We start from the raw sequence: 24,817 nt of genomic DNA, 5'->3' as shown, positions 1-24,817 counted from the left end.
ATGAGTAAAGCAAAACTAATGAAAGCGCGTAAATGGGCTGAACAACACTTTTCACCTGAGTCAATGCCTAATCAGCGCTGCTTGCGCAACTGGGTGATTGAAGGCACAGTGAAAGGTGAATTAATTGGACCTGGTCAACATGCCTATGTATATGATGACCAAGTACCTGGATCGATCAACAAAGCACACTCAATTGCATTAGAACTAGCGGCGAACAGTTAAATGGCACCAAGGAAAAGAAACAATAACAATAGGGATCTCCCGCCCTACTTATACTTTGAAAGCGGCAAAGGTTATCGCTTAACCTTAACTAATGGAACTCGCAAAGTTATAAGTAAAAATAGAACTGAGGCAATTATCATCGCTAATGAGTATAACCGCCTAAAGCGTGCCTCTATTCTTGATGTTATTTTATCTGGTGATAGTAAATCATCACCACTTGCAGAGCATTGTGATGCAATCATTGAACGTATGATTACAGATAAGACACCTGGTAAGAGTCTTTTATCTACATGGAAAAACGATATAACTCGCGTTAAAGACTATTTTAATATGCCTGGTAATCAAATTGATCTTGGTACAGTAACCGATTATATGGAAAAGTTTCACGGTACGGCTAGCAACAATGTATACAACCGAAAATTAGGCTTTTTAGAATTGGTTTTCGATTACGCAAAAGATATTGGTGAAATGAAAGAAAACCCAGCAAAGCTTAAAATTAAACGACCAAAAGAAGCTAAAAAGCGCAAAGCACTTGATGTTAAGTCATTTATTCTGATCCGCGAAGCTGCCCCACTCTGGCTTAAAACTGCAATGGATTTAACACTTCAGACTACGCATGCAGTTTTAGAAATATCCCGAATCGAGTATAAAATAAATAAAGCAGAGCAAGGCCGCTGCGGTTGTATTTGGTATCCCGAACCTAAGAGCGTTGTTGATGACACAATCTATGGTGAGTTAGCTATACATCGTCAAAAAACACACAAGTCAGAGGCATCACACGTTGTGATCCCAATAGGCCAAACAATAAAAGATATAATCGACACAAGCCGAGATAACATAACTTCGCCTTACGTAGTGCATAAGCTACCTAAGACCAGCTCTAATCCAATGAGCAAGGAAGTTAAACATATTACGCAGATTGTTAGTCACAACATAAGCCGTGAATTTTCAAATGTTAGAGATAAATTAGAGCTATTTTCTAATTTATCTAAAGATGAACGCCCTACTTACCATGAAATAAGAGGCATGGCAGCAAGGTTGATTGAATCTCAAGGAGTCAGCCCACAAGAGCGTATGGGACATTCAGACAGTAAATCAACAAAGATATATACTAGCTTCGGTAAAGAGGTTGAGTGGATTCAGGTGCCTCATCTCAAAGTCCTAATTAATTAAATCAATTATAGTTAATCAAATGACTGTTCAGTGCCATGAGCCGACTATAAGCCGTAACTCGTTTCTGCCCCTTAACGAGTTAGTGCAGGCCTTTAACGATTTAAATTCACTCTAAAATGATGAGTCTTGGTGAAGAAATTCTGATTCATTTTAATCTACCATGATTGGTAATCTTTTATATTTCTATATAGACTACCGAAATATTGGCCTGCGTCGAATACCCGCCGAGAGTATGATAACTACACCTACCAACGTAAAACTTTTAGTAAGTTTCTCAATTTTTTACATTATAGCTACTAACTAAGAACAGGGTTTAATTTAGATCTAGTCTATGACAAATGTAGGAGACTAAGATTAGAAGCTTGTTAAGTAAATGTTGCCCTATGTTGACAATTAACAAGTATTAATATAGGTTTTTATTTGTTGAATAATGAACATATTGTTAATTTACTAAGGACTTTATTATGACAATCTTTTATAAGCTAGCTTCTGCAATACTTTTTATTGGCACTTTTAGTGTTAATGCGGAAACAACAATTGAACCTACTAATCCAGTATCACAAATAAAAAGTAATATAACTTATAATAGTAAAACTTTGGGTTTATCTGAAAAAGCCTATAAATACGCTGCGGATCAATTCATGAGATTAAACTCAGGCTCATCTACTCCTGATATGCAACTAATTTATGAGGTTCCTGAATTTATTTCGCCGGAGAATTATTCAGAAAAAGAATTGAATCAAGCGATGAATGAACAAAAAACAAAATTTGCTAACTATTTCGGTATCTCTGTATCAAAGTTAGACCCATTCATTGCTCATATGGCTGTCGCTTTTGATTCAGATCTTTTCAGTGGAGGTATTAGTACTTTCGATACAGATGAAGATATGGAAACAATAACAATTTTTTGTGAAGAAGCATGTAGTGGTGGAACAACTTCGGGAGGAGGTATTGCGTTGGGTCTCAGTGTTTATCAAGGTGCAGTTAATGCGGGCATAAGTCAGTACACTGATTTCAAAGTTGAGTTTGTCAAGAATTCCACAAATGATAAAGTTTCTACCGAAGTGTGGAGATACAATAACTTTTCGGGCGCTTGGAGAGAGAGCGTTATTTCTAAGCCTTGTCCTACCTGTTCTTATAATTAGAGTAGCTAAATTCAAGTGTGAAAAGCTAGCATTTATGTTAGCTTTTTTTTATTGCTAAATCTTTTAATTTACTAAATTAGCAAAACGAATTAATACAGTAGGAGGAAAGGTGTTTGGCTCACGAATAGCATCATATTAAGAATTATGATTTTAATACTCTAATATGTTCTTGTCCAAAAACGAGTTTAACCGACCGTCTGCTTCTCGCTCATAGCTGTCTGTCAGATATCATATAAACCAAACTTATTCGTCAAATCTGTAAATTCAAATATAAGCGACTAAATATATCTAATGCAATAAATAAACTTACAAATTGATTTATTCACATACCTTTCCATCCCCATCACGATCGCTCATATACTCATACGCAGGATGATCAGAATGAACTGGATCAATACCATGCTCTCTCGCTTCTGAGCAGGTGATTCGCCCATTCATATTAGTATCATATAGTGTGAGTACATTAACGATTACCGGTGGATGTTTATGACCAGCACCTTCATCAGGATAAAAAATCATTTCAAAACTATCACATTTAGATAATACAGCCTCTAAGGTATTAGCTTCTTCTGTATCTACACTGAGCTCATATTTTGTTTTTATTTCAACAACTCTATTTGCAAACCAGCATTCGTTTTTTTCAGGCAACCATTCTGAAGGGTCAAAACCACACTTTCCTCCTGTACTGCATCGATTAATCTTAGGTGCCGCAAGAGTTAGGTTTAAAAGATCTGTTGCAAACTGTCTTCGCTTATTTTCATTTGCACTACATAGGCCACTATCATGACCTTCTGATGCTGCAACAATATGTTCTATATCTGTCATAGTATCATGATCAAAGTACCGTCCAGTATATGGCCCGTACACTAAGCCCCCCATACTTTGCACAATGTCATCCTCTACACTCTGAGAATAAGGGTATTGGGCTTTTTTATCGTAGGGTGAGCATCTGTACTCTGGCTCAACAACAAGGCCATTCCAAATGCTCTGATCAGCATATGAGTATATTGAAAATGTGGTGATAAAAAACAATGTTACTAAGTGCTTCATGTATATGTTCTTATATTTGCGATAATTGATAAATAAACAGTATACGACAGCTAGACGATCGCTCTCGAAAATTTGGGGAAAATAGTCATTAGCAGAAACGGTAAAAACTTAATTTAAATGATTTATGTTGTGGTAAAATGAAATATAACATATTGATTTCGTTAAATACGTATTTTGCAAAGAACGCACTTAAAGCACTGTTTTTATATACACAGAAACAGAATAAAACAAATAAAATCAACAACTTAACAGTATTCAGCACGGTAACATGGGGTGGCAGGGGTCGAGAGTTCGAATCTCTCCATACCGACCATTAATACCAATCCGCTATAATACTTAATCATTTTGCGGAGCTAAACTTGTCGCTACCTGTGTTAAAAAATTCTCATTTAGAACAACTAAATAGCGAATTTTTTGCCTAGCTATCAACACGTTTTTCCATCCTAAAAATAGATCACTTAATTAAGCGAATTGGTATAAACTCCCTTTATATCAAAAAGTTAAACTTCTCTTCAAAATATAGCCAAAATCCATCTGTTTTGATTCTACAATTTATCCGTAGCACTATCTTATTTAACTAAGCGCACTTAATAAAACTGAGTTTAGCTGGCTAGTTTTGTGGTTTTTGATGGGGGTTGTATTTAATTGTTATTAACTTGAAGTGGCCTTTGTGGAATCTATATGAAGGCATTTGATTTCAATTTATTGAAATTAAAATAAAAAAGCGCTCTAAGCGCTTTTTTATTAAAGTACTAGTGCTTGCGCCCTACACCATTACGTACCATATCTTGCCCTGTTTGGAATACATCTTCTGTAATACCGCGCGCTAAAAGTAATTTTTGATTATCGTCAAACACGGCTACAAAACGACTACCATCACTATTGTTTGTTGCCATACCAACGCCCGAAACACCCTTAAGGCCAAGACCGCCGTTTTCTACATTTAATAAAAAGCTTTCTAATTCGGCTAGACTAGAAATTACATCATTTTCTTTATTCATTTTAACACTCTTTTAGTAAGGCTTTTAAATCATTATGGTGGCTATTTTATATAGAAGAGCCAAAAACTTAAACCCTTGGCTCAGGTTAGTCACTAAATCGACTTTATAGCTAACTCTAAATTGCTTAGCGCACAACCAAACTCTTTTGCATTGATGCGATGATACTGCGTGTCACTCGTTGCTGTAAGGCTAATTATAAACTCGTCTTGTTGGGCTACCGCACTTTGCTCTTGGCTTAGGCACATCGCTTGAGTAAGTGAACGCAGTTTTGAATTTGTTAAAATTGAGCCAAAACGCTGCACTGGCAGTGGAGGTATTTTTATAGCGGGTAACGCTTCATCTATTGTGCGTGCGCTTAAGGTAAACGTGTTATTGGTAATTTCAATTACACTGCTTGTAGGCCAGTACGAGTAGCTATAGCTCTTACTCTCAGGTTGGGCTTTTCCTTGGTTAGCCAAATGCACTACACCACTTTTGCCTATTACGGTTATTAAACTACCTTCTGGCGATTTAATAACAACCAAAGCCGTATTTTCATCAATACCAAAACCATGTTGAATTTCTGTTTTAGTACTTTTTACTTCGTTTTTATTTAGCGCTGCTGTGAGCTTAAATGTACGGTTTTGTTCGCTAAATTGAGTATCTAGTACACCAAAGTTAAAACTGCCCAGCCCACCAGCATTAGTGTTATTTTCACTTTTACGAAGTGCCTCAAGGCTTGTCGTATTTGTAAGCATGCCCGTCACTTTACTTTGGATTGCAGCACCGGCTCCTTCACCTACAATTACTGGGCGAGTTTGCAATGCTTGCGTCCACGGGTATGGGTTATTGTTTTGATCAAATAATACCTTATGAGTTAATGCTGCATTACCGCTATTAAACATCACACCGGTACTATTTTTAATAAGTGATACAAGTGCATTAGTGCCATTTTTACATAAAGCGTATTCGGCCTTTGTGCGATCGGGATAAATCACTTCACGGTTATACACATTCATTAATGTATTTCTAAGCGCTGGTAATTCATCGCACGAGTTACTCGTAATCGCTTTAGCAAGCGCTGGCGTTAGTGCTAACCATTGAGTGTTTATATTTGATTGTGCCAAAAGACTTTGCGCTACATCTGCCGACTCATAAGGGTCGCGGCTCGAAGCCGTAATAGCAAGCATGGTTGGTTTTGCGTTATTAACTTTTAAACTGCCCGACACAAATTGTAAAATATTATTAGTCGCAACCTCATTATTAAAATCGGTATTTACTTGCTCTTTTAAACGCTCACCGTTTTTATTAAGTAGCGGTACTTCTAGCATATCAAATACAAAGTTGTACTCTTGCTGAGTTAGACTTTCTAATTGCTGATTATTTTTATCGCGCCACTGCCAGAGTAAATCTGTTTTTGATACGCTATTTGACGATTTACTTTGTATGGTTTTAAGTGTTTTTAATACAGCCGTTTTTGCCTCAACATTATTATTAGGCCAATGCTGCGCGATGTTTTTTATTTGAGAGCTGCTAAGTGTATATAAATTATGTGACTTACCATCAATAACAGCCTCTTTTTGGCAATTATTAAGCTTGGCGCTAGTACAGGTAGTAAGCTCTGACCCCACTAAAATTAAAGTTTGGCTTTGCTCTTGAGCTACTGCATTTATTGAAAAACCGGCACCGAACAATGCCACTACCATACCCAGTAACTTCGGCTGTTGATCACGTAAAAATGCACATATCATAATGTAAACTCTAATATAAATAATAAAACTAATGTGCTGTAGTTTAACAGCTAGCCACTTGCGCCTAAATATATTTTTATAAATGTTAAATAATTCAAGTCTCTGAAAAACGTTCGGGTTAAGCACTGCATTTAAATACATTGTTTAGTTTGCCCCTCTGTCTTTGTAAATATTATCTAAACAAATTTAAACGGAGCATTTATTGACCAATTTCATTGTTTAAATTACGGTGGTGAATTATTTTATGTAACTGGGATGAAATATGGACTTTTCTAATGAAGAGATAAATTTTTTTGCTGAGTTATTTAAGCCCAATACAAAGTCACATGCTCACAACAGTCACGTTTTAACGTTACAAAGTTCAGTACCAGCCAATATTGCTCACTTACTTAGTAGCGCTAATTTAACCCTGCTCGCAGAGGTTGCACACTATCAGTTATGGTTTCCGTTGGACTTGAAAATTGATAGCGCCGGTATAATCAAACCGATTTTAACCGCCCCCGAAGTAATAGACACACAAGGCACACTGCGCAGTTGGCGCTGGAGTGAGCTAAATATTAAAAGCCAAGGGTTTAAAATTGAATCAATATCAAACACGGGGATGTTTTTAAAACCCCTCAGAAAAGGTAACCATTTAAATAAATCACAGCACATGGAATTTATTTTACCTAACAAACAAAGTATTTCGATGGAAATAGAACCCGTAAGGCAAAGCACGCAAGGTATAGCCGCTAAAATAACGCAAATTCATAGCGGTCAAGAGCAACTAAGAGCTTACCTATTTGAAGAACATAAGCGTCAACATGCTAAATTATACGAGAATGGCCAATTAGTTGAGCAGCTAATTTAATAGGTGTTTACCCCGCTATACTTGCATTTAGTTGGCTTTATTTAACCCCCTCTCAATGTTAATCTGTACCCTTATTAATAAATCATAAGGATATGACAATGCCAGGTGCTTTTGCGCACATCACTGCTGTTAATATTGCAACGCAAACCAAGTCACTCGCTAAAATGGATATGCCTAAAAAAGCAAAGCTTATTTTAAGCCAACGCCAAGCATACCTTGAACTAGGCTGTGTAGCCCCCGATTATCCTTACTTAGCTGTAGCGCAGCCTAGCCAAAATGCGTGGGCCGACCTAATGCACTATGAGCACACAGGCGATTTACTTAAAGCAATGATTGAATACTGTAAAACACTTGAAGGTGAAGCATTTGAAAAGTGTTTTGCCTGGTTATGCGGTTATATGGCCCATGTTGCTGCAGATATAACAGTGCATCCGGTTGTTGAATTAAAAGTAGGCCCTTACGCGCAAAACCAAACGGCGCACCGTACCTGCGAAATGAATCAAGACGCGTTTATTTGGCAACGTTTAAACTTAGGTGAGTTAGGTTATGCTGACCGCGTGCAACAAAATATTGGATCTTGTACTAACAAAGACGATAATTTTGATACCGATATTGCAAAAATTTGGCGACATGCTTTATTAACGGTTCACCCAAGCTACGCAGCACAACACGCTCCTAACTTTAATTCATGGCATAACGGTTTTCAGCTTGTAGTAAATAATGTTGAAGAAAGCTATCGATTATTTGCCTGTGCACGCCATGTTGCTGCTGATTTAGGCTTGTTTTATCCTCGCCCAAACGAAGTAGACCCCACTTTTATTGAACATCTAAAAACGCCGCACGAGCCTATGCATTACAACGATATTTTTGACTTTGCCGTTAGTAACATTCAGCACTACATAACCATTATTGCCAATGCCGTATTTTTAGATACTGATTACAGTGCAATTAAAAATTGGAACCTAGATACAGGCTACGATGAACACAACACGATGACGGTATGGAGCCAATAAAATGAAATACTTACTTTATATAAGCCTCATAGTATTACTTAGCGGTTGCTACACTCCTAAAAAAAACAATCCAGAAGTGATGGCCGACTTAGCCTCACAATTAAAAGATATTGCTACAGCCGTTGATGGCACACTAAAATTTAGTGAAACACCCTATTCAACAACTGATGAGTTATTAAAAGCCGCTGTTAATAACGATTTAAGCAAACTTGCACCTTTTGGGGAATACACGCTTATTGTAAACGTACAAGATGATAACGCAGTGCTACTTTTATGTGATGCCAATACGGCTTTAATTGAAGATGCAGGCTGTACTGCTCAATCAGATATACAGCATTGGGGAGCAGGAGTTATTCATCAGTGCGAAATAACTATAAACGCCCAACAGCTCTGTAACTAGGTAATAAAATACCTGCTATACATTTAAAGTTGAGCCGTCATCTCTTTGGGGTTAAACACTAAGCCATGGCGGCTAACATGCTCTGCAAAATTTTCGGCTGACATTGGTTTCGCAAAGTAAAAGCCCTGAAATTCTTTACACCCCATTTGCGCCATTATTGCTACTTGCTCTTGGGTTTCTACTCCTTCGGCTACACACTTAATATCAAGCTCTTCACACATAACGTGCACCGCTTTAACTAAACTTTTTTGACGCGTAGAGCTTGTTACTTGGCTGATTAATGAGCGATCTAACTTGAGCTTGTTAATAGGGTAATCGGCAAGGCGTGCAATATTAGAATACCCCACTCCAAAATCATCAACCGAAATAGTAAAACCCCACGATTGCAGTGTTTGCATAAGCTTTAGCGAATGCGCTTGGTTTGCCTCAAGAGAGGTTTCAGTCAGTTCTAACTCTATTTGAGGTGGCTTTACGTTGAAGTCGGCAAGGTATTTAACCAGTTTTGACATAAAATCGGTTTGGCTAAAATCAATTAGAGATATATTTATTGCCACCGGCACACTCGGTAAACCCGCCTTAGTCCAATTGGAAATTTGAGCGCAGACTTTTTGAATAATCAGATCGGTTAACCTACTGACCATTCTGTATTCTTCGGCAATAGGAATAAATACCACTGGCGACACATTACCTAGTATAGGACTGTTCCAACGCGCTAAAGCTTCAAGCCCTATACATTTACCCGTTGCATCTACTTTAGGTTGATAGTGTACCGACAAATCGCCCTGCTGAAGCGCTTCATCTAATAACATCGAAATTTCGTATTTTTCGATAAAAGCTTGTGATTGTTTTTCGTTATAACCACTTAGAGGCATATTACAGTTTGCAACTTTAAGTGCTTCGCACGCATTGCTAAGTACTGTTGTGCTGTTTTTTCCGTGATCAGGATACTTTGCAAAACCAAATAAAAATGATTGCTGACACTTAGTGCCAAACACATTATAAGTTTTATCTAATGTATTTTTTATTTGCATTAATAGCTTATCTTCAAGCTCGTTTTGCGAGTTTGCGCCAATTATAAAAGCAAGCTTTCCTACTCCTATATGGGCACACAACAACGGCCCATCTGCCATCGCCTTTAAACGCTTGTACGCGTTAATAAGTAATGCTTGAGAGTCGGCTTTAGTGAGCTTTAAATTTAAGTATTCACTATTTGCACTTTGGGTAACAACGATAAAAAAACCTTTTTGGTATTTGCTTGTTAATCTGTCGCATTGCAGCTCAAACCATTCTCTATTAGGTAGTTTTGTTTGCGAGTCTCTAAAGCGTAAACGTTTATTTTCTTGTTCCATCATCGATAAATTTTGTTTAATGAGCTGTTCTTGCGTGCAATCGTAAAAGTCGTATACACGGTAGTTTGTACTCATTGTTATTTGTTGGTAGCAGGCTTTAAAATAGCTTTTTTTGTACTTCACAATTTTATTTTGAGCATTAGGGGCGTCAAAAACTAAAGTAGGAAATAAATGAGAAAGGTTAACGCATTCTTCTTTTAATTCTTTTTTTATACCAAACATATCAATAGCGTGTTGATTAAAATCAGTAATGACAAGATTTTCGTCAACAATAATTTTGGCTTTATTTGATTCGGTGAACAGGCTTCGATAAAGCTCATTTTTATCTTTAAGGTGTGTATTAGCGCTTATCATTGTTTTGTTTAAACGCTTAGCAGCCACAATTGTGCGTGCCACAGCAAGGGGAATACAAATGTTAAAAAATAAGAATATTAGCCCTGTAATGTATAAGCTGGCATCGGGAAGTTGCTGAGCAATGCCAGTTAAACCCGAGACATCAACGTTATTGATGATCATATAAAACGGCGCAATATTTAATACGCCATAAGCAAGGGCTGTTCTATAACCAAGTAGCATAAGTGCGATTATTGGGCAGGAATACATATACATAGAGCCCACTTTAGCAAGCTCTAGGTCTGTTAAAAATAAGTTCATTGACACGCTAGCAGCTACAATGGCTATTAAAAGTACATGAGCGCTAAAGTGATAAAAACGCTTACTTGCTATAAGTAAACCACATGCAGTAGCAAGAAAACTGCTTGTTAATACAACAATATAAATTAAGTTAAATTCAATAGCGCTTGTGTACGTGTGGCACGCCACAGCAAAACATAACACCATTACTAATGATAGAATAATGCGCAGTGCACTTATTCGCCAATCAGCAACCTGACCAGGGGCTGAATAATGGTCATTTAATAAAAAGAATCTATTGAAAAAATGCATAATAAACAACAGTTAAAGCTCATTTTTCTATTAGACATTGATAACTTGTTAAAATCAATCAAATGAATGTAATTTCTATTTACATAGTTCTATAAAATAGACAGGTGTAAACCTGCTCGTTAGCCATTAAACATTCATTTTTCGAGTGTTTTTACAGTTATCCTCTTTAAGCGCGAAACCACTGCACCCTAAAAATTCACCGTGCTTAGATTTACGTTTACGCATTTCGCGACCACACTTTTCACAAATTGGATGCTGCGTTTTACACTCTGTATTCACACATTGTGAATACGTGCTTTTATCAACTGATGGGCTACTACAGCTTTTACACACTCGTAGTTTAGTTTCGCAAATCTGCGTATTAGTACAGCTATAATAATCACCATACTGACCCGTTTTTGGCACAATTAATCCGTCGCTGCACGTATTACACTCTCTTTGCTTTAGTTGCGACTTGTTAAACAACGTGGAGCCGATTTGAATAGGATAATCGTCATTTACTAGTTCTTTTACAAACGCTGAGCATGCATAAGGGTCTGCAATTAAATACGCTTTATGTTTTGCGCGCGTAATACCTACATAAAGCAAACGCCTTTCTTCTGAGTGAGTGAATTCATCTTGCACTGGTAATAACGACTCCACTAGGACGTTATTTTGATTATCGCTAGGAAACCCTAATTTACCTTGTTCAAAACCAATAATAATACAGTAATCGGCTTCAAGCCCCTTAGCGCTATGCAATGTCCAAAAATAAAGAGGGTTTGTATGCTTTTTATCTTTTAAATGCTGCTGCACGCTATTTAACATGTATCGGTATCGACTAAGTATGGCAATGCTCGCTGATGCATCGTTTTTTTGAATAGTGCTTATGCTCTGCTGTACTTTTATTTCTATCGATTTAGTGCCTTGGTATAAATCGTCTAACAAAATAACTTGTGGTGTGGTTACTTGCGTATGTGTGCTGATCTGCTTTTTATATTGCTCAGGGTTTTGCATTACAAAGCGCCCCGCTACATCACTAATACTATTGTTATATCTAAATGTTTTTTGCAACATAGTAAGTGAGTGGCTGCCCACTAATTCATTAAAGCGTGTAGTAAGCGCTAAATTACCACCCGAGAACCGATAAATTGCTTGCCAGTCATCACCTACCGCAGTAAAGCGTATTCCTTTGCCATATTTTAATATGGCATTTAAAAAAACCATACGCGCACTTGATATATCTTGAAACTCATCAACTAAAATGTGGCTCCATGGAATATTAAAATCTCCGCTTACTATCGCCTTTGTTGCTTGAATAATCATGTCGTCAAAATCAATGGCATTTTGCGTGCTTAGTTCATTTATATAAGCGTCATGAATTTGCACTAACAAGTTTGCATATTGTTGATAGTTTTTAATACCACTTTGCTTGATGCGCTGCGCTATTTGCTTATTACTTAGTTGCTCCACTCGAATAGCTTGTAAGCATTTTATGTACTTATCAATGCCTTGCTGTAACTGTCCTGAGTTATTTAAAGTATGAAATATTTCGTCGTTACTTAAAGGTGTTAATTCAACATTATGCTGCTTTAATTGTTTAGCGAGAGTTTGCTCTAGCTTTCCTTCTACCCAGTTGTAATGAAAGGTTTCGAGTAAAGTGGTGCCATTTTGTTTATGTAACTTACGCTTAAATGCAATTTGCTCGTTATAGTGTTTTTTATCTATATCGGCACGAGTATTCCCTTGCATATCAATGCCAAAGTGATCTAAGTAAATATCGTATTGAGGTATATAAAAGTCTGGTTGGTATTGCCCACTTAGCTCTGCGCCTTGATTAAAGTGATAATTCACCTCATAACTGTGCGCCACGCAATTCAAATGTAGCCAGTTTGAAATAAGCACTTCCTGATAACTTTTTACTTTATGACCCGCAAGGCTACGGTATTCGTTATCGCGTACGTACCGCTCGTACTGTGCATTATCTTTAAAGCTAAATATATCAATCGGCTCATGGAGTAAATCTACAAATGCTTTTAAAAACTGTGGCTCGGTTTGTATTTTTTTACTTACCCACCCAGTTAACCAACTATTTAATTGAACTGGGTCGGTTGCAAATTTTGACAATTCGATTGGCTTTTTAGCACTTTGTAATAATTTAAGCCCAAGCGCATGAAACGTTAAAATAGTGGGTGCTTTGGTATGCAATTTTGCATACGTGGCGCGTTTAATAAAGCGCTCTTTAAGCTCATTTGCTGCTGTTTTATTATAGGCCAGCACCAAAATTTGCTCAGGCTTGGCAATATCACACGCTATTAGATCTAACGATTTTGCGACCATCACAGATGTTTTACCTGTGCCTGCTGCCGCTAATACTAGGTTTTTATCGTTATCGCGTATAACCGCTAAGCGCTGCTCTGTTGTTAATGGATTTGACTCTACTTGATTAAAAAAGTCATTTTTAAGAGTTAGCTGTTTTTTTTCATATTTATGGCGCAGCTGTGCGATTGCATCGTGAGTATTGGGTGTGGAGCTCAGTATATTTAAAAATTTAATACTGCTTGGCGATAAGTGTTGTTGCCATGTATTTGTACTTTGAGCGTATTGTTTAGCAAGTAAAAATACTTCGTTATTAAGTATTTTCATGGAACTATCACGTAAAAACTCATCTAAAGCATAACGCTTTAGCAAAGCCTTGGCGTTATTTACTTTTTGCTCAAGCATGGCTGAAAATTGCGTATTAAGGGCGGTATTTAAAGACTTAGCTTGTGCTTTGTTTAAAAAGCTAATTGATGTATTGCTACTATCGCACAAATTAATTTTGGCGCTAAATAAACGATTTTTAAGTATTGAGTAATTATCAAAGTCTTTAATTAAAAATGTCCGTGCGGGAACACTTCTAAAATGCACAACAAGGCGCTCTTGTTCAATAGTTACGTGTTTAATACGGGTAAAAAAACGGCCTAGCCAACTTGGAGTAGCAATATACTGCGCCATAATACTCAATATGAAGATATGCTTTGGCTTGATTGTAACATACTCTTTTATATTACATTTAACGCTAAATAGTAGTCATTTATCAAGCAACCTCTTAGCAGGCTGACTTTTAAAACTTAATGTTATCATTTTACTCACAACCATTAACAATTTTAAACATTTACAGATAGTGTGTTGTGTAACAATGCACAAATACACTTAATATATTTACCAGGTATATCCGCAATTAAACAATTACTTATAGCTAATTCAGTGGTTAAAAGGAGCTAACATGCTTAAAAAGTGCATTACCACAACTGCTTTAATTTTATTATTATGCGCCTGTACAACAGAAACAGAGTCGAATTTAGTAAAAACAAAAGGAATTTGGGCAGGCTTTGAACTGATTTCTGACGGTAACCGCACGCGTGTTAACGCAGAGCTAAATGCGGGAGATGCTAATGGCTCAAACATTATTTTAAGCGATAGCGACTCATTGCAAGCTGTTGTTAATAACACTGCTATTGTACTTACAAAAGATACCGACTTTTTAGACGTTGATTACCAAGCGTATATAAATGCTACTGATGATAACCAACAGTTTGATATAAAATTTAAACGAGACGATGGCATAAATGCGAATTCAGGTGTGGAACTACCTTTAAATTTTATTATTTTAACCCCGAGTAACAACCAAACTTTTAGTATTAATAGTCCCCTTACAGTTCAGTTAGATGGCACTGATCCCAATAGTACTAGTCAAGTAGAACTTAGCAGTAGCTGCACTAACAATAATAATGAAACACTTTTACAATCAATGCTTTTTGCGCTTAGTACTTCGCGCCTTGAAATAGATTTGCAAAGCTTAGATATGTTTAGCAGCTCGCAAGTAGATCAAAGTAAAACGTGTAGTTTAACAGTTAGTGTAAAGCGTGAACGACTAGGTAGTATTTCGGGTGAGTTCGCAAACCAAAGTTATATTAAAGCCCTGCAATCACGCGCTATTAAAAATATGACTTTAACGTTTTAATTTGCACGCTAATTTACTCAGCGTTAAGCTACGCCTTTATTAAGTAATTTTACCAATTGTAATTGCCCTCCTTATTTATAGGAGAACAAATAACAGTTGATATAAAGGTTTATTATGACTAACAGCACATACCCTATTGGCACACCAGGCAAAAAATGGAATAACAACGATAAAGCCCAGTGGTTAGCACGCCAAAACATTAAACGCAGTTACCAAAACGAAGTCGTAACGCTAATTAATGACCTTAAAAGCACCTTAGATATAGAGCAATACGGCGAGCTTAATTACGCCGCTGGTACTTACCCATTATATATATTAAAAACGCCTAACTTTAATGCCAATAAACCAACTGTTTTAATCACAGGTGGTGTACATGGCTACGAAACCAGTGGCGTACATGGCGCACTTAGATTTGCTAAAACATCCGCTATGCAACACTCAGAGCAGTTTAATATTGTTGTTGCGCCCTGCATTAGCCCTTGGGGATATGAAACTATAAACCGCTGGAACCCTGATGCTATTGATCCTAACCGCTCATTTTACGAAGGCAGCCCAGCACAAGAGTCAGCAGCTATTATGGCGTTTGTAAAATCACTCAATGTAGACTTAGTTGCTCATATTGATTTACACGAAACAACCGACAGCGATAACAGTGAATTTAGACCCGCACTTGCTGCCCGTGAAGGCACAACAAACACTAATTGGAACATACCTGATGGGTTTTATTTAGTGGCCGATACCAATAAGCCTGAGCCTGAATTTCAAAAAGTAATTATCGAAGATGTAGCAAAGGTCACGCACATTGCACCGAGTGATGAAAATAACCAGTTAATAGGCGTCCCTCAAGAGCAATTTGGCGTTATTAATTACGCAGCACGCGATTTAGGTTTGTGTATGGGCTTTACAGATGCACCCTATGTAACCACAACAGAGGTATACCCTGATAGTCCAACAGCCACAGATGAAGAATGTATTTTGGCGCAAGTAGCGGTTATTAAAAGCGCCCTTAACTATATTAAAGCACTTTAATAAGTTTGCAGCCGCTTGTACCCTCTTGGCTGCTAAACGAAATTTAGATAAAAAGCTAATTTAGGAGGTATTAATGGAATACAAAAATAAAAACGGACACGTTAATTTATCGCTTGAAAATAATATAGTTATTGCACAATTTAGCGGAAACCTAGAACTTGAGCTTTTAAGTAATTTTAAAACAGCGCTTTTTGAAACCATTCAATCATTTAAAGGCGAGAAATGGGGTTATATAAGTGACTCATCAAACGTTGTAGCTGCAACCCCACAGGCCGAGCAAGAAATGGTAGCCATAAGCCACAGCATGCAGCAAAACAACTGTTTAATTAGCGCGTTTGTGCTTACATCACCTATTGCTATAAGCCAAATGCAACGAATAATGCAAAACGCCAAAAGAGACGTTACTTTCAAAGATTGTCTTTTTGATAATCTAGAATCTGCAAAGCATTTTATTTTAAATGAATTAAACAATGACTTGAGCTAGGTAGAGCTCAAGTCGTTGTTTATATAGAGCTTATATACTGTACTAATTTTTATAAAATTGGCTGTCTTTGGTTATAGTAATGCTGGCATCTTCTTGCGCTGTTACTATAAATTGTAACTTACTCACTTTGTGCGCAATATTGTAACCATCGGCTGTTACAGTAACGGGGACTCTTTTCATTGCACCTGGCTGTATAAGTGTAGAACTTGGACTTGAGAGTGTTGCTTCTGGCAAGCCCTCTATGGCAATACTGTAATGCAGTGCTTGCTGCGTTTTATTAATAATAGTAAGTGTATAAGGGTTTTCTACCAGGCCCTCGTAGTTCACTCTATAAAGCGCATTCCTATCGCGTAGTACTGAGGCTTCTATTGGTGTGCGTTGCAGCATCCATGCAAACATAGAAATTATTAACAAAGCCGTTAATGCGCCGTATCCTATTAGTTTTAATCTAAATGGATTGGTTTTTTTGCCTTCCATTTGTTTTTCGCTGGCGTATTTAATTAAGCCTTTTTGATAACCAAATTTCTCCATGGTATCGTCGCAAGCATCAATACATAAGCCACAGTTTATACATTCATATTGTAAGCCATTTCGAATGTCTATACCTGCCGGGCAAACCTCTACACATAAGTTACAGTCTACACAGTCACCTAAGTTAAGCTCTTTTGGATCGGCTTTGCGTTTACGCGGTCCACGACTTTCACCGCGCTTGCTATCATAGGTAACAAGCAACGTATCTTTATCAAACATAACAGCCTGAAAACGAGAATACGGGCAAGCAATCGTGCACATTTTTTCGCGTAAAAACCCTGCATTACCGTAAGTACAAAAAGCGAATAAAAACACCCAAAAGCTCGTAATACCTGACCATTCAAATGTAAGCATTTCCATATACAAACTTTTTGCTGGAATAAAATACGCCATAAACGAGGTGGCGGTTAAAACTGAAATAATAATCCACGCACTGTGCTTAGTTATTTTTTTGCGCCAAGTACTTAGCGTCCACTGAGATTTATCTAATTTAATTCGCTGATTTCGCGTGCCTTCTATGCGCTGCTCTACCCACGAAAACATGAGCATCCATATTGTTTGCGGGCACGTGTATCCACACCAAACCCGACCAAGCCAGTTGGTTACAAAAAATAACGCAAAAGCCCCCACCATGAATAGCAGGGCTAAAATCATAAAATCTTGAGGAAGGAGTGTTAAACCAAAAATAGTAAAGGTTTGCGTTGCCACATCAAGCAGCACAGCTTGTTGACCGTTATATTGGATCCACGGTATTGCAATAAAAGTTAGCATTAACAGCCAACCTAAATTACGGCGTATGCGCTGAAAAAATCCTTTTTGCTCGCGGATATAAATTGGCCCTTCGGTGTTATAGGGCTTAATGATCATGTCTTCTTCTTTAATATCAAACTTCATAGTACTTGCTTCATAATGACGGGTATTACGCAAGCATTTGCAACTTTCAGACCAAGCTGAAAATTTATTTACATTATTGATATTAAACGGTTTATTTCAAAGCAATAAAATAAAATTCGCGACACTAAACGCACTTCGCGATATATCACGAATCTTTAGCAATCCCTAACTTTCGCATTTTTGAGCGTAGTGTACTCTCAGGTAAGCCCAATTTAACTGCCGCTCCTTTATCACCTGATATTTGCCAGTGCGATAACGCTAGAACAGAGGTTATATGCTGCTTTTGCGCTTCATCGAGCGTAAGTGAAGGATTAATAACTACTTCACCACCCGCTTGCAAAGGCTGACTTAGCTGAAGTACCGCTTGATTAGATAAAATAGCTTCGCGTTCAAGTACATTTTGCAGCTCTCTAATATTGCCTGGCCAATCGTAAGCCTGCAGCTGCGTAATTGCTTTTTTACTTAGCCCTTTTAAATTTTTCCCGAGCCGTTTATTTAGCTGCGCAATCAAATTAGCGCATAAATAAGGAATATCTTCTTTTCGATCTTTAAGGGCAGGTACTTTTATAGGAAATACATTGAGCCGATAATACAAATCAATTCTAAACGTGCCTTTTTGTACCATTTCCCACAGGTCGCGATTAGTCGCTGCAATTACTCTAATGTTTACTTTTAGCGTGTTGCTGCCACCCACACGCTCAAACTCTTGTTCTTGCAGGACTCTCAGTAATTTACTTTGCGCCTCAAGTGGAAGCTCTGCTATTTCATCTAAAAACAAGGTGCCTTTATCAGCAAGTTCAAAGCGCCCTTTACGGCGGTCATTGGCACCTGTAAACGCGCCCTTTTCATGGCCAAACAATTCCGACTCTAGCAAGCTCGGTGTAAATGCAGCGCAATTTACTTTTATAAAGGCTTGCTCACTACGTTTGCTTAGCCTATACAAGTTACGGGCTACCAACTCTTTACCCGTGCCATTTTCGCCAAGTATAAGCACTGTGCTGTCGGTTTCACTCACCAGTTTTATTTGATCTAACATGGTTTGAAATATATGGCTTTGTCCAACTAGCCCTGAGTCTTGCCAGTCTTCGTTGAGCTCTGCAATTAAGTAGTTGTTTTCATCTTTTAGCTGCTCACTTAAGTGCTTTACTTGAGTAAGTGCCTCTTGCAGTGCATTTTGTGTTTGCTGTTGCAGTGATATATCGCGAAATACCGCTACAGCACCAATTAACTTATCATTTTGATAAACCGGTGTTGAAGTGTATTGAACTGCAAATGAGCTACCGTCTTTACGCCAAAAAACTTCATTTTTAACTTCACGACGCTTTCCGTCAAACATGGTGCAGTAAATTTGGCATTCATCTGCGGGATAAGGTGTGCCATCAGCATGAGTATGGTGATGATATTGGTGTATTTTTTTACCTAATAGTTCCTCAGCGCACCAACCTGTCATGCGCTCAGCGGCAGGATTAACAAACACCGCATTACCCGATAGGTCAAAACCGTATATGCCCTCACCTACTGCGTTTAGCAATAATTTAGGATCGTTTAAAAATTGTTTTATCATAAATACACCTCGCGAAATATCGCGAGCATTATGGCAATTTTATACACTAATTGCACTCATTACTTAAAGTGCACTTACGCGTAAGTTAAAAAGCTATAAATAGTGCTTAAATAACGTTTTTACATCTATTTTTGCACCTAGCCTTGCGGCTATTAAATAAAGTCCTGCAAGTTTTCGGTGAATAAATAACGCATCAACGGGCGGTGTATGCCATTGCTGAGATTGCGCACTAAGGGCAAGCCCTGCATTTTTAATTTTGAGCGCGAGTTCGCTATTTTTAAAATCAAATTCCCCTTCTGCTCTTAGTGGCTCGCACGCCATTAAAAATAAATCAATGACGTTGTTTTTATACTCATCAACTAAGTCATTTTTAAAATAACCTATGTGTGATGCCGCTTTAAGTACACCTTCTCGGTTGTTTTCGCTACCCGCTTTAAATAAGGCTAAGTACGCTAAGCTAAGCTCGGTTGATATTTCTCGCGTTGCACCAAAATCAAATAAAACAATTTTTTGTGTATCAAGCTGATAATGAAAGTTGGCAAAGTTAGGGTCGGTTTGAATTAATTTAAATTCAAACATTTCTTTAAAAAACAAATCAATCAGTTGCTCTGCAACAAAGCTTTTTTGACTATCTGGTAGCTCTGTAATGCTCTCAATAGGTTCTGCTTTTATATACTCCATAGTTAGCACTTGTTGTGTGCTGTGCTCTGGATATACGTTGGGTACTTTAAAGTGGGGATTAGTTGCTAATGCATTTTTATAACGTATTAAGTACTGAGCCTCACGTTTATAATCAGCCTCAGCTAATAACTGTGCCTTAGCCTCACCAATAAGTGGTTTAATATTAAGATCTTTTGGCAATAATCGAGAAATCGTTAATAACGAAATAACGTTATCGACATCACTTACTACACTTTTTGCAATACCAGGATATTGAATTTTAACAGCAAGCTGATCGCCATTTTCTTTATAAGCTAAATGAACTTGCCCTATAGAAGCCGCTGCAAAAGGCCTTAGCTCAATGTGAGAAAAACGCGCTAGCCACTCATCCCCCCATTGCTCTTTTAACACTTCAACAAGCTGCTTATGAGGCATTGGATTCGCGTCTGAGCGCAGTAAAGCAAGTAACTGAGCCAATTCAGGACTAAGTAAATCACCGGCATCCATTGAAAGCAATTGCCCTAGCTTCATCGCAGCGCCACGTAAATGAGATAGCTGTATAGCTAGTTTTTCAATGTTTTTAGGTTGTAGCAGTAAGCTTTTATTGTCCCAACCTTTACCTGTTAGCGCGCTCTTAGCACCATCAACTAACATGTTGGTAGCAACACCTGTGACAAGTGAGCCTAATTTTGCAAAGCGAGAAAGCCTAGAAGTGGGAACAGTACGAGGAGCCGCCATAATATTAAAACCTAATTAGCCTGAAAGTCAGGCTAATTAATACGTATATTATAAGTAGGTAGATCTACTTATAGACGAGGTACTAGCTTAATTGCACCTTCAACCACTTTCATATCAAGTGGAAGCTTACTAAGTAGCATCATTTTAGGGTCATCCATATTTAGAGTATAAACAGGGTTAACCGCTAAAAAAGCATTAATCACATCCATTGCTTGGCTATCAAGTGCACCTAAATTACCTTTGAAACCACCGGCATCAACACTCGAATCAAGTAATTTAATATTACGTAAAAACACCGCTTTTTTCTCACTGTCGTAAAATGGGCTACCTTCAATTTGTAGCTTTAAACGCACTGGGTATTTAAGTGCGAATGCATTAATTTCAGCGCTTGAATCAGCACCAAGAACAACAACGTCGCGGTTATCAGGCCCAATATTTACACTTAAATCGTTTACATCAAACTGAACCGGCAAACCCATTAAGCTTACTTTTTCACTTAACTTTGGTAATTGCTTACCCAGTACAGACTCAACCTCAGAGTTAGTAAATGAATATACTGATATGCCTTGCGTGGTATTACAGGCAGTTAAAAATAACGCTGCAATAATAACTAAAATTCTCATGAGAACCCTTTTGTTTATGAATTAGTGATACATAAAAAAGCCGCTATTAAAGCGGCTTAGTAAAATAGTAACCAGCACATATTATGCTGGTTTTATTAAGCTGCAAGTGTCGCTTTAAGTCGCGTTAGTGTGTCAGGTTCAACTGAACCGTCACTGAGCGCTAATAACTGTTTTAAATAATAGTTTAAATCAGCATGATCGCCACGATGTTTGTCATCTAGCATGGCTACTTGTTCTGCCATTCTAAGTGACTTATCGGTTGAACTTACGTTCGCTAGTATTTCCATGCGAGTAATAAGTTGCTCTTTACTTAATGTTGTTTTAAGCGGTGCTTGATACTGACTTGGTAACGCTTCATTGTTTTCAAGTGCAGTAATTAATGCATCTAAATTAGCTTGCTCAGATTTACTTGTAAGCAATGCAAGTTTATCTTCAATAGCAGCTAGTAGCTTAGTAACCTTTGGCACAAGCGATCTAAATTGCGTGTACCCTTTCACTTTTGTTTCTAGGTCGTGCAACTGCGCTCTTTGATTAACATCACTAAGTGCTGCTTCAAGCTCAGCAAGTTCTGCAACTGCTTGCTTATCTGACTCGTTTTGCTCGAGTTTTTGCTGCTCAAACTCACTACTACGCTTAGTAAATGTTTCATCGTTATACTGACGAAACTTTTGCCATAACGCATTTTCAGCTTTTAAACCAGCAAAGCCAATGGTTTGCCATTGCTGCTGCATTTGCTTCAACTCTTGGCAGGCAGCGGCTAAATCATCGCTTTGTGATAATTGCTGCGCTTTTTCTACTAACTCATTTTTAAGTGCTGCATTACTTTTATGAAATGCGTTTAATAAAGCCAGTACTTGTTGTTGCTCATTTTTATAACGATCGTTTAGTGTACGGTATGTTTTAGGGTCAACTTTACCCACACTGCGCCACGCTTTATTTAAACGATTGTATTGGCTTTCATATTGTTTCCAATCAAAATCATCCTCAGCAGTTGGCTGTAAATGGAGCGCATGCATGTCGTTAATAATACTTTCACGCTGTGCTTTTGATGCTTCGCGTTGCACTTCTTGCTCTGCGAAGTAACTACGGCAAGGCGCAAATAACAACTCGATTTGTTCATCAAACTGCACACCTTGTAGCTTTTCTTCATCTGTGTCTAAACGACCTAACTCATTCCAACGTTTACGTAGCGCTTTTACTTGCTCTGCGCGTTGTTGTGGGTCTGTACACTCTTCGCTTACTAATGCACTTACTTCTTCTAATAAAGCTTTACGCTTTGGTGCTGCAGCGTATTTTTGCCAATCTTTCGCATCTGCAAGTTGCGCTTCAAGGTCTGCTTTTATGTTTACAAGTGGCTGCTGATATTGCTCAGTAAGTGTATTAAATAACTCTTCAAAGCCTTTAAACACGCCAAAAGCAACATTAAAACGACCTTCTTCAATTAGGCGCTTAACATCACGAGCTTTGCGCTTTGCTTGGCTTTGGTTTTTTTCAAGTGGCTTAACTAGCTCATTCATTGGTGCTAAAAATTGCTTTTTATGCCCATTTAACTGTGTTTTAAAGGTACTTTGCAGTGGGCCATCTAAAACATTCAAATGATTACGCGCTGCTTTAAAGCCATTATTAAATTCAGTTAGAGTTGCATCGTATTGTGCTAAATCTTCTGCTGGCTTAATTTCGCATAATGCTGCAAAAGCGAGTTTGTACTCTTTAATAGCCGTTGTTAGCTCGGGTAATTTAGCAACTTGAGTAAATAGTTTTTCTAACTTGCTTACAGCGAGTTTTGATTGTGCATTATTAGCAAGTTCTGTTTCGCTAATAGCTTGCTTAGCTTGCGCTACTTTTGCATCAAGCCAATCTTGTTGAATTTGCTCTGGAGTTTCAAGACCAAGCTGTAAGGCATTTTCAATTTCTTCACCCAAAGCTTCAAGTGTTGCAAGTGCTAATAATTGACGCTGTTGTTGCGCTAATTGCTGCTGCTCTTTGTCATGTACTGCTTTTAGCTGTTCAATGTGTGCATCTAACTTAGTAGTAATAGAAATATATTTTTCATCAAGCAGCTTTACACGTTCATCACTTAACCATTTGAGCTCAAGTGCTTGCCACTGGGCCATTAATTCGCCGGCTTGTGAATTTACAACACCAAAATCTGTTTTTTCACGTAAAGCATTTAACTTAGCTAAAATAACACGTGTTGCACTTTCAACCTGAAGTGGCATTTCAATTGCTAAACGCTCATTTTCAATATGCGTTTCAAGTGCTGCTTTTGCATCACCTTTTGCATGTTTTACTAATGGCTTAATTAATTGATGGGTAATAACAAGTTCAACTAACTGAGTTTGTAGCTCTTCGCTACCTTCTTTAAATGCTTTTTCTACTAATTTTGGATTTGCTAAACGTTTTAATAATTTAACGCGTACTTGCAGTTCTTTTTCTGCAAATGCTAACTTTTCGAGTGTTTTAACAGGTGCAAAACGCTCTATGTATTCACTTTTGATTTGCGCTGTTAGTGTACTTTCGCTATTTAAAACAGCATTAGATATTTGCAGCTCTGCTATATCTTTTAATGCTTGATCTTGTTTATACGCTTTCCACCATAGCGGCAAATTGTTTACCTTTTGCAGCGCTTTACGGCGAATTTCAGCTGAGCTATCTTCAAGTGCTAACGTGTTTAATATGGTTGCATCACGTTCAATGTCTAATTTTTCGATAGCATCAAGACGTACTTGTTGCTTTGGGTGTTTCCACTTAGGTGTAAAAAGGTGCTTAAAGATCATGTTCACTAAACCTAGCTATTTCGTTGTCTGATTTGAATTCTTTTTGTAGTTGAGCTTTTGTCTTTTGGATCATTTCACCATTAGCACCAATCGTAAATTGCTCGTTTGATTGAGCCACCTTTGCTTGATACAACATAACCAACTGCACTGTTTGTTGCTTTTGTTCATCTGATAAAACGGTACCGTCTGGCCACTTGCCAGTAGAAGCACCGTATTGTAAGCGTTCGAATAATTCGGGAGTAATATTTTGTACAAGATTGTCGATGTTCATGTCATTTTTTCTTTTTTAGAGTCACTAAAATAATACGATTTACAAGGTACCAAATACAGCCTATGCCTATTGCGGCAGTGTAAGCATACCACTGAAGTGTTTCTTCTTGCGGTTGTAAAAAGTACAAGCAGAAAAAACCACCTAAAAATAAGATAAGCGCCAAAAAGGAGTGATTTATAAACATCTGCTTTTTTTTAATTCGCTGTTCGCGCTGAAGTTGTAAAACTTGCTCGTCGTTTAGCTCTGCAATGTTGCTTTCGCAATGCGGACATTGCTTATGTTTATCTGAAATTGATTTTGCACATTTTGGGCAACGAATAATCGCCATACTTCTCTCCATACTACGCATAAAAAAAGCGCCTTTCGGCGCCTTTATTGTACTT

The 24,817-nt window shown here is 37.7% G+C and carries 21 protein-coding genes; 9 read left to right on the top strand and 12 right to left on the bottom strand.

What is annotated here, in order from left to right:
* The 3 genes from H5092_RS17630 (at nucleotide 1) to H5092_RS17620 (ending at nucleotide 2,540) form a co-directional block, all read left to right on the top strand.
* A complete protein-coding gene (locus H5092_RS17630; protein ID WP_182734270.1) occupies nucleotides 1-222 on the top strand; it encodes a hypothetical protein in 222 nt (73 codons plus the stop codon).
* A complete protein-coding gene (locus H5092_RS17625) occupies nucleotides 223-1,395 on the top strand; it encodes a recombinase (protein ID WP_182734268.1) in 1,173 nt (390 codons plus the stop codon). It abuts the gene before it with no gap.
* A gap of 464 nt (nucleotides 1,396-1,859) precedes the next feature.
* Nucleotides 1,860-2,540, top strand: coding sequence for a hypothetical protein (locus tag H5092_RS17620; protein WP_182734266.1), 681 nt, complete (start codon nucleotides 1,860-1,862; stop codon nucleotides 2,538-2,540).
* Nucleotides 2,541-2,858: 318 nt separating this feature from the next.
* Here H5092_RS17620 and H5092_RS17615 read toward each other — a convergent pair whose 3' ends face one another.
* From H5092_RS17615 to H5092_RS17605, 3 genes are all read right to left on the bottom strand, one after another.
* Nucleotides 2,859-3,590, bottom strand: a complete 732-nt coding sequence (locus H5092_RS17615; protein WP_182734442.1) for an excalibur calcium-binding domain-containing protein — start codon at nucleotides 3,588-3,590, stop codon at nucleotides 2,859-2,861.
* Nucleotides 3,591-4,342: 752 nt separating this feature from the next.
* The gene (locus H5092_RS17610; RefSeq protein ID WP_024596835.1) at nucleotides 4,343-4,591 is read right to left on the bottom strand and encodes a hypothetical protein; all 249 of its coding nucleotides are present in this window, start codon (nucleotides 4,589-4,591) and stop codon (nucleotides 4,343-4,345) included.
* Between the two features lie 92 nt (nucleotides 4,592-4,683).
* Nucleotides 4,684-6,321, bottom strand: coding sequence for a cyanophycinase (locus tag H5092_RS17605; RefSeq protein WP_182734264.1), 1,638 nt, complete (start codon nucleotides 6,319-6,321; stop codon nucleotides 4,684-4,686).
* 262 nt (nucleotides 6,322-6,583) lie between these two features.
* Between H5092_RS17605 and H5092_RS17600 the strand changes: the two genes are divergently transcribed.
* From H5092_RS17600 to H5092_RS17590, 3 genes are all read left to right on the top strand, one after another.
* Nucleotides 6,584-7,171 (top strand): hypothetical protein, encoded by a 588-nt coding sequence (locus H5092_RS17600; protein ID WP_024596834.1) that lies wholly within the window; start codon nucleotides 6,584-6,586, stop codon nucleotides 7,169-7,171.
* 98 nt (nucleotides 7,172-7,269) lie between these two features.
* A complete protein-coding gene (locus tag H5092_RS17595; protein ID WP_182734262.1) occupies nucleotides 7,270-8,184 on the top strand; it encodes a zinc dependent phospholipase C family protein in 915 nt (304 codons plus the stop codon).
* A gap of 1 nt (nucleotide 8,185) precedes the next feature.
* On the top strand, nucleotides 8,186-8,584 hold the full coding sequence (locus H5092_RS17590) for a hypothetical protein (protein WP_182734260.1): 399 nt from the start codon (nucleotides 8,186-8,188) through the stop codon (nucleotides 8,582-8,584).
* A 23-nt stretch (nucleotides 8,585-8,607) separates the two neighbouring features.
* On the opposite strand, the gene H5092_RS17585 is transcribed toward H5092_RS17590, so the two are convergent.
* Both H5092_RS17585 and H5092_RS17580 read right to left on the bottom strand, forming a co-directional pair.
* The gene (locus tag H5092_RS17585) at nucleotides 8,608-10,878 is read right to left on the bottom strand and encodes an EAL domain-containing protein (protein WP_182734258.1); all 2,271 of its coding nucleotides are present in this window, start codon (nucleotides 10,876-10,878) and stop codon (nucleotides 8,608-8,610) included.
* Nucleotides 10,879-11,004: 126 nt separating this feature from the next.
* Complete coding sequence (locus H5092_RS17580; protein WP_182734256.1) at nucleotides 11,005-13,854, bottom strand: UvrD-helicase domain-containing protein; 2,850 nt, start codon at nucleotides 13,852-13,854, stop codon at nucleotides 11,005-11,007.
* A 271-nt stretch (nucleotides 13,855-14,125) separates the two neighbouring features.
* Between H5092_RS17580 and H5092_RS17575 the strand changes: the two genes are divergently transcribed.
* The 3 genes from H5092_RS17575 (at nucleotide 14,126) to H5092_RS17565 (ending at nucleotide 16,376) form a co-directional block, all read left to right on the top strand.
* Nucleotides 14,126-14,863 (top strand): hypothetical protein, encoded by a 738-nt coding sequence (locus H5092_RS17575; protein ID WP_182734254.1) that lies wholly within the window; start codon nucleotides 14,126-14,128, stop codon nucleotides 14,861-14,863.
* Nucleotides 14,864-14,977: 114 nt separating this feature from the next.
* Nucleotides 14,978-15,892 carry a M14 family metallocarboxypeptidase gene (locus H5092_RS17570; protein WP_182671832.1) on the top strand — a complete coding sequence of 305 codons (915 nt, stop codon included), beginning with the start codon at nucleotides 14,978-14,980 and terminating at the stop codon, nucleotides 15,890-15,892.
* Between the two features lie 73 nt (nucleotides 15,893-15,965).
* The gene (locus H5092_RS17565) at nucleotides 15,966-16,376 is read left to right on the top strand and encodes a hypothetical protein (protein ID WP_182696237.1); all 411 of its coding nucleotides are present in this window, start codon (nucleotides 15,966-15,968) and stop codon (nucleotides 16,374-16,376) included.
* A 42-nt stretch (nucleotides 16,377-16,418) separates the two neighbouring features.
* Here the strand turns inward: H5092_RS17565 and ccoG are convergent, their stop codons facing one another.
* From ccoG to H5092_RS17530, 7 genes are all read right to left on the bottom strand, one after another.
* Complete coding sequence (gene ccoG, locus H5092_RS17560; RefSeq protein WP_182712924.1) at nucleotides 16,419-17,801, bottom strand: cytochrome c oxidase accessory protein CcoG; 1,383 nt, start codon at nucleotides 17,799-17,801, stop codon at nucleotides 16,419-16,421.
* Between the two features lie 145 nt (nucleotides 17,802-17,946).
* Nucleotides 17,947-19,365, bottom strand: a complete 1,419-nt coding sequence (locus H5092_RS17555) for a sigma-54-dependent Fis family transcriptional regulator (RefSeq protein ID WP_182712925.1) — start codon at nucleotides 19,363-19,365, stop codon at nucleotides 17,947-17,949.
* A 93-nt stretch (nucleotides 19,366-19,458) separates the two neighbouring features.
* Nucleotides 19,459-20,763 carry an AarF/ABC1/UbiB kinase family protein gene (locus H5092_RS17550; RefSeq protein WP_182734251.1) on the bottom strand — a complete coding sequence of 435 codons (1,305 nt, stop codon included), beginning with the start codon at nucleotides 20,761-20,763 and terminating at the stop codon, nucleotides 19,459-19,461.
* 68 nt (nucleotides 20,764-20,831) lie between these two features.
* Nucleotides 20,832-21,386 carry a DUF1439 domain-containing protein gene (locus H5092_RS17545; protein WP_002960677.1) on the bottom strand — a complete coding sequence of 185 codons (555 nt, stop codon included), beginning with the start codon at nucleotides 21,384-21,386 and terminating at the stop codon, nucleotides 20,832-20,834.
* A 95-nt stretch (nucleotides 21,387-21,481) separates the two neighbouring features.
* Nucleotides 21,482-24,163 carry a DUF349 domain-containing protein gene (locus H5092_RS17540; protein ID WP_182734249.1) on the bottom strand — a complete coding sequence of 894 codons (2,682 nt, stop codon included), beginning with the start codon at nucleotides 24,161-24,163 and terminating at the stop codon, nucleotides 21,482-21,484.
* Complete coding sequence (locus tag H5092_RS17535) at nucleotides 24,153-24,434, bottom strand: YeaC family protein (RefSeq protein ID WP_007378333.1); 282 nt, start codon at nucleotides 24,432-24,434, stop codon at nucleotides 24,153-24,155. The genes H5092_RS17540 and H5092_RS17535 overlap by 11 nt, the downstream gene beginning before the upstream one ends.
* A gap of 1 nt (nucleotide 24,435) precedes the next feature.
* Entirely contained in the window at nucleotides 24,436-24,762 is a 327-nt protein-coding gene (locus H5092_RS17530) for a hypothetical protein (protein WP_024605018.1), read from the bottom strand.
* Between the last annotated feature and the right edge of the window lie 55 nt (nucleotides 24,763-24,817).

This window comes from Pseudoalteromonas sp. SR41-7, from assembly GCF_014163935.1.
GTDB lineage: Bacteria > Pseudomonadota > Gammaproteobacteria > Enterobacterales > Alteromonadaceae > Pseudoalteromonas > Pseudoalteromonas distincta.
This window is presented reverse-complemented; position numbering and strand designations above follow the sequence as displayed.

Bases quoted from the DNA above. Each gene is read 5' to 3' on its own strand.
- H5092_RS17630 (WP_182734270.1), top strand. From the start codon at position 1: ATGAGTAAAGCAAAACTAATGAAAGCGCGTAAATGGGCTGAACAACAC.
- H5092_RS17625 (WP_182734268.1), top strand. From the start codon at position 223: ATGGCACCAAGGAAAAGAAACAATAACAATAGGGATCTCCCGCCCTAC.
- H5092_RS17620 (WP_182734266.1), top strand. From the start codon at position 1,860: ATGACAATCTTTTATAAGCTAGCTTCTGCAATACTTTTTATTGGCACT.
- H5092_RS17615 (WP_182734442.1), bottom strand. From the start codon at position 3,590: ATGAAGCACTTAGTAACATTGTTTTTTATCACCACATTTTCAATATAC.
- H5092_RS17610 (WP_024596835.1), bottom strand. From the start codon at position 4,591: ATGAATAAAGAAAATGATGTAATTTCTAGTCTAGCCGAATTAGAAAGC.
- H5092_RS17605 (WP_182734264.1), bottom strand. From the start codon at position 6,321: ATGATATGTGCATTTTTACGTGATCAACAGCCGAAGTTACTGGGTATG.
- H5092_RS17600 (WP_024596834.1), top strand. From the start codon at position 6,584: ATGGACTTTTCTAATGAAGAGATAAATTTTTTTGCTGAGTTATTTAAG.
- H5092_RS17595 (WP_182734262.1), top strand. From the start codon at position 7,270: ATGCCAGGTGCTTTTGCGCACATCACTGCTGTTAATATTGCAACGCAA.
- H5092_RS17590 (WP_182734260.1), top strand. From the start codon at position 8,186: ATGAAATACTTACTTTATATAAGCCTCATAGTATTACTTAGCGGTTGC.
- H5092_RS17585 (WP_182734258.1), bottom strand. From the start codon at position 10,878: ATGCATTTTTTCAATAGATTCTTTTTATTAAATGACCATTATTCAGCC.
- H5092_RS17580 (WP_182734256.1), bottom strand. From the start codon at position 13,854: ATGGCGCAGTATATTGCTACTCCAAGTTGGCTAGGCCGTTTTTTTACC.
- H5092_RS17575 (WP_182734254.1), top strand. From the start codon at position 14,126: ATGCTTAAAAAGTGCATTACCACAACTGCTTTAATTTTATTATTATGC.
- H5092_RS17570 (WP_182671832.1), top strand. From the start codon at position 14,978: ATGACTAACAGCACATACCCTATTGGCACACCAGGCAAAAAATGGAAT.
- H5092_RS17565 (WP_182696237.1), top strand. From the start codon at position 15,966: ATGGAATACAAAAATAAAAACGGACACGTTAATTTATCGCTTGAAAAT.
- ccoG (WP_182712924.1), bottom strand. From the start codon at position 17,801: ATGAAGTTTGATATTAAAGAAGAAGACATGATCATTAAGCCCTATAAC.
- H5092_RS17555 (WP_182712925.1), bottom strand. From the start codon at position 19,365: ATGATAAAACAATTTTTAAACGATCCTAAATTATTGCTAAACGCAGTA.
- H5092_RS17550 (WP_182734251.1), bottom strand. From the start codon at position 20,763: ATGGCGGCTCCTCGTACTGTTCCCACTTCTAGGCTTTCTCGCTTTGCA.
- H5092_RS17545 (WP_002960677.1), bottom strand. From the start codon at position 21,386: ATGAGAATTTTAGTTATTATTGCAGCGTTATTTTTAACTGCCTGTAAT.
- H5092_RS17540 (WP_182734249.1), bottom strand. From the start codon at position 24,163: ATGATCTTTAAGCACCTTTTTACACCTAAGTGGAAACACCCAAAGCAA.
- H5092_RS17535 (WP_007378333.1), bottom strand. From the start codon at position 24,434: ATGAACATCGACAATCTTGTACAAAATATTACTCCCGAATTATTCGAA.
- H5092_RS17530 (WP_024605018.1), bottom strand. From the start codon at position 24,762: ATGGCGATTATTCGTTGCCCAAAATGTGCAAAATCAATTTCAGATAAA.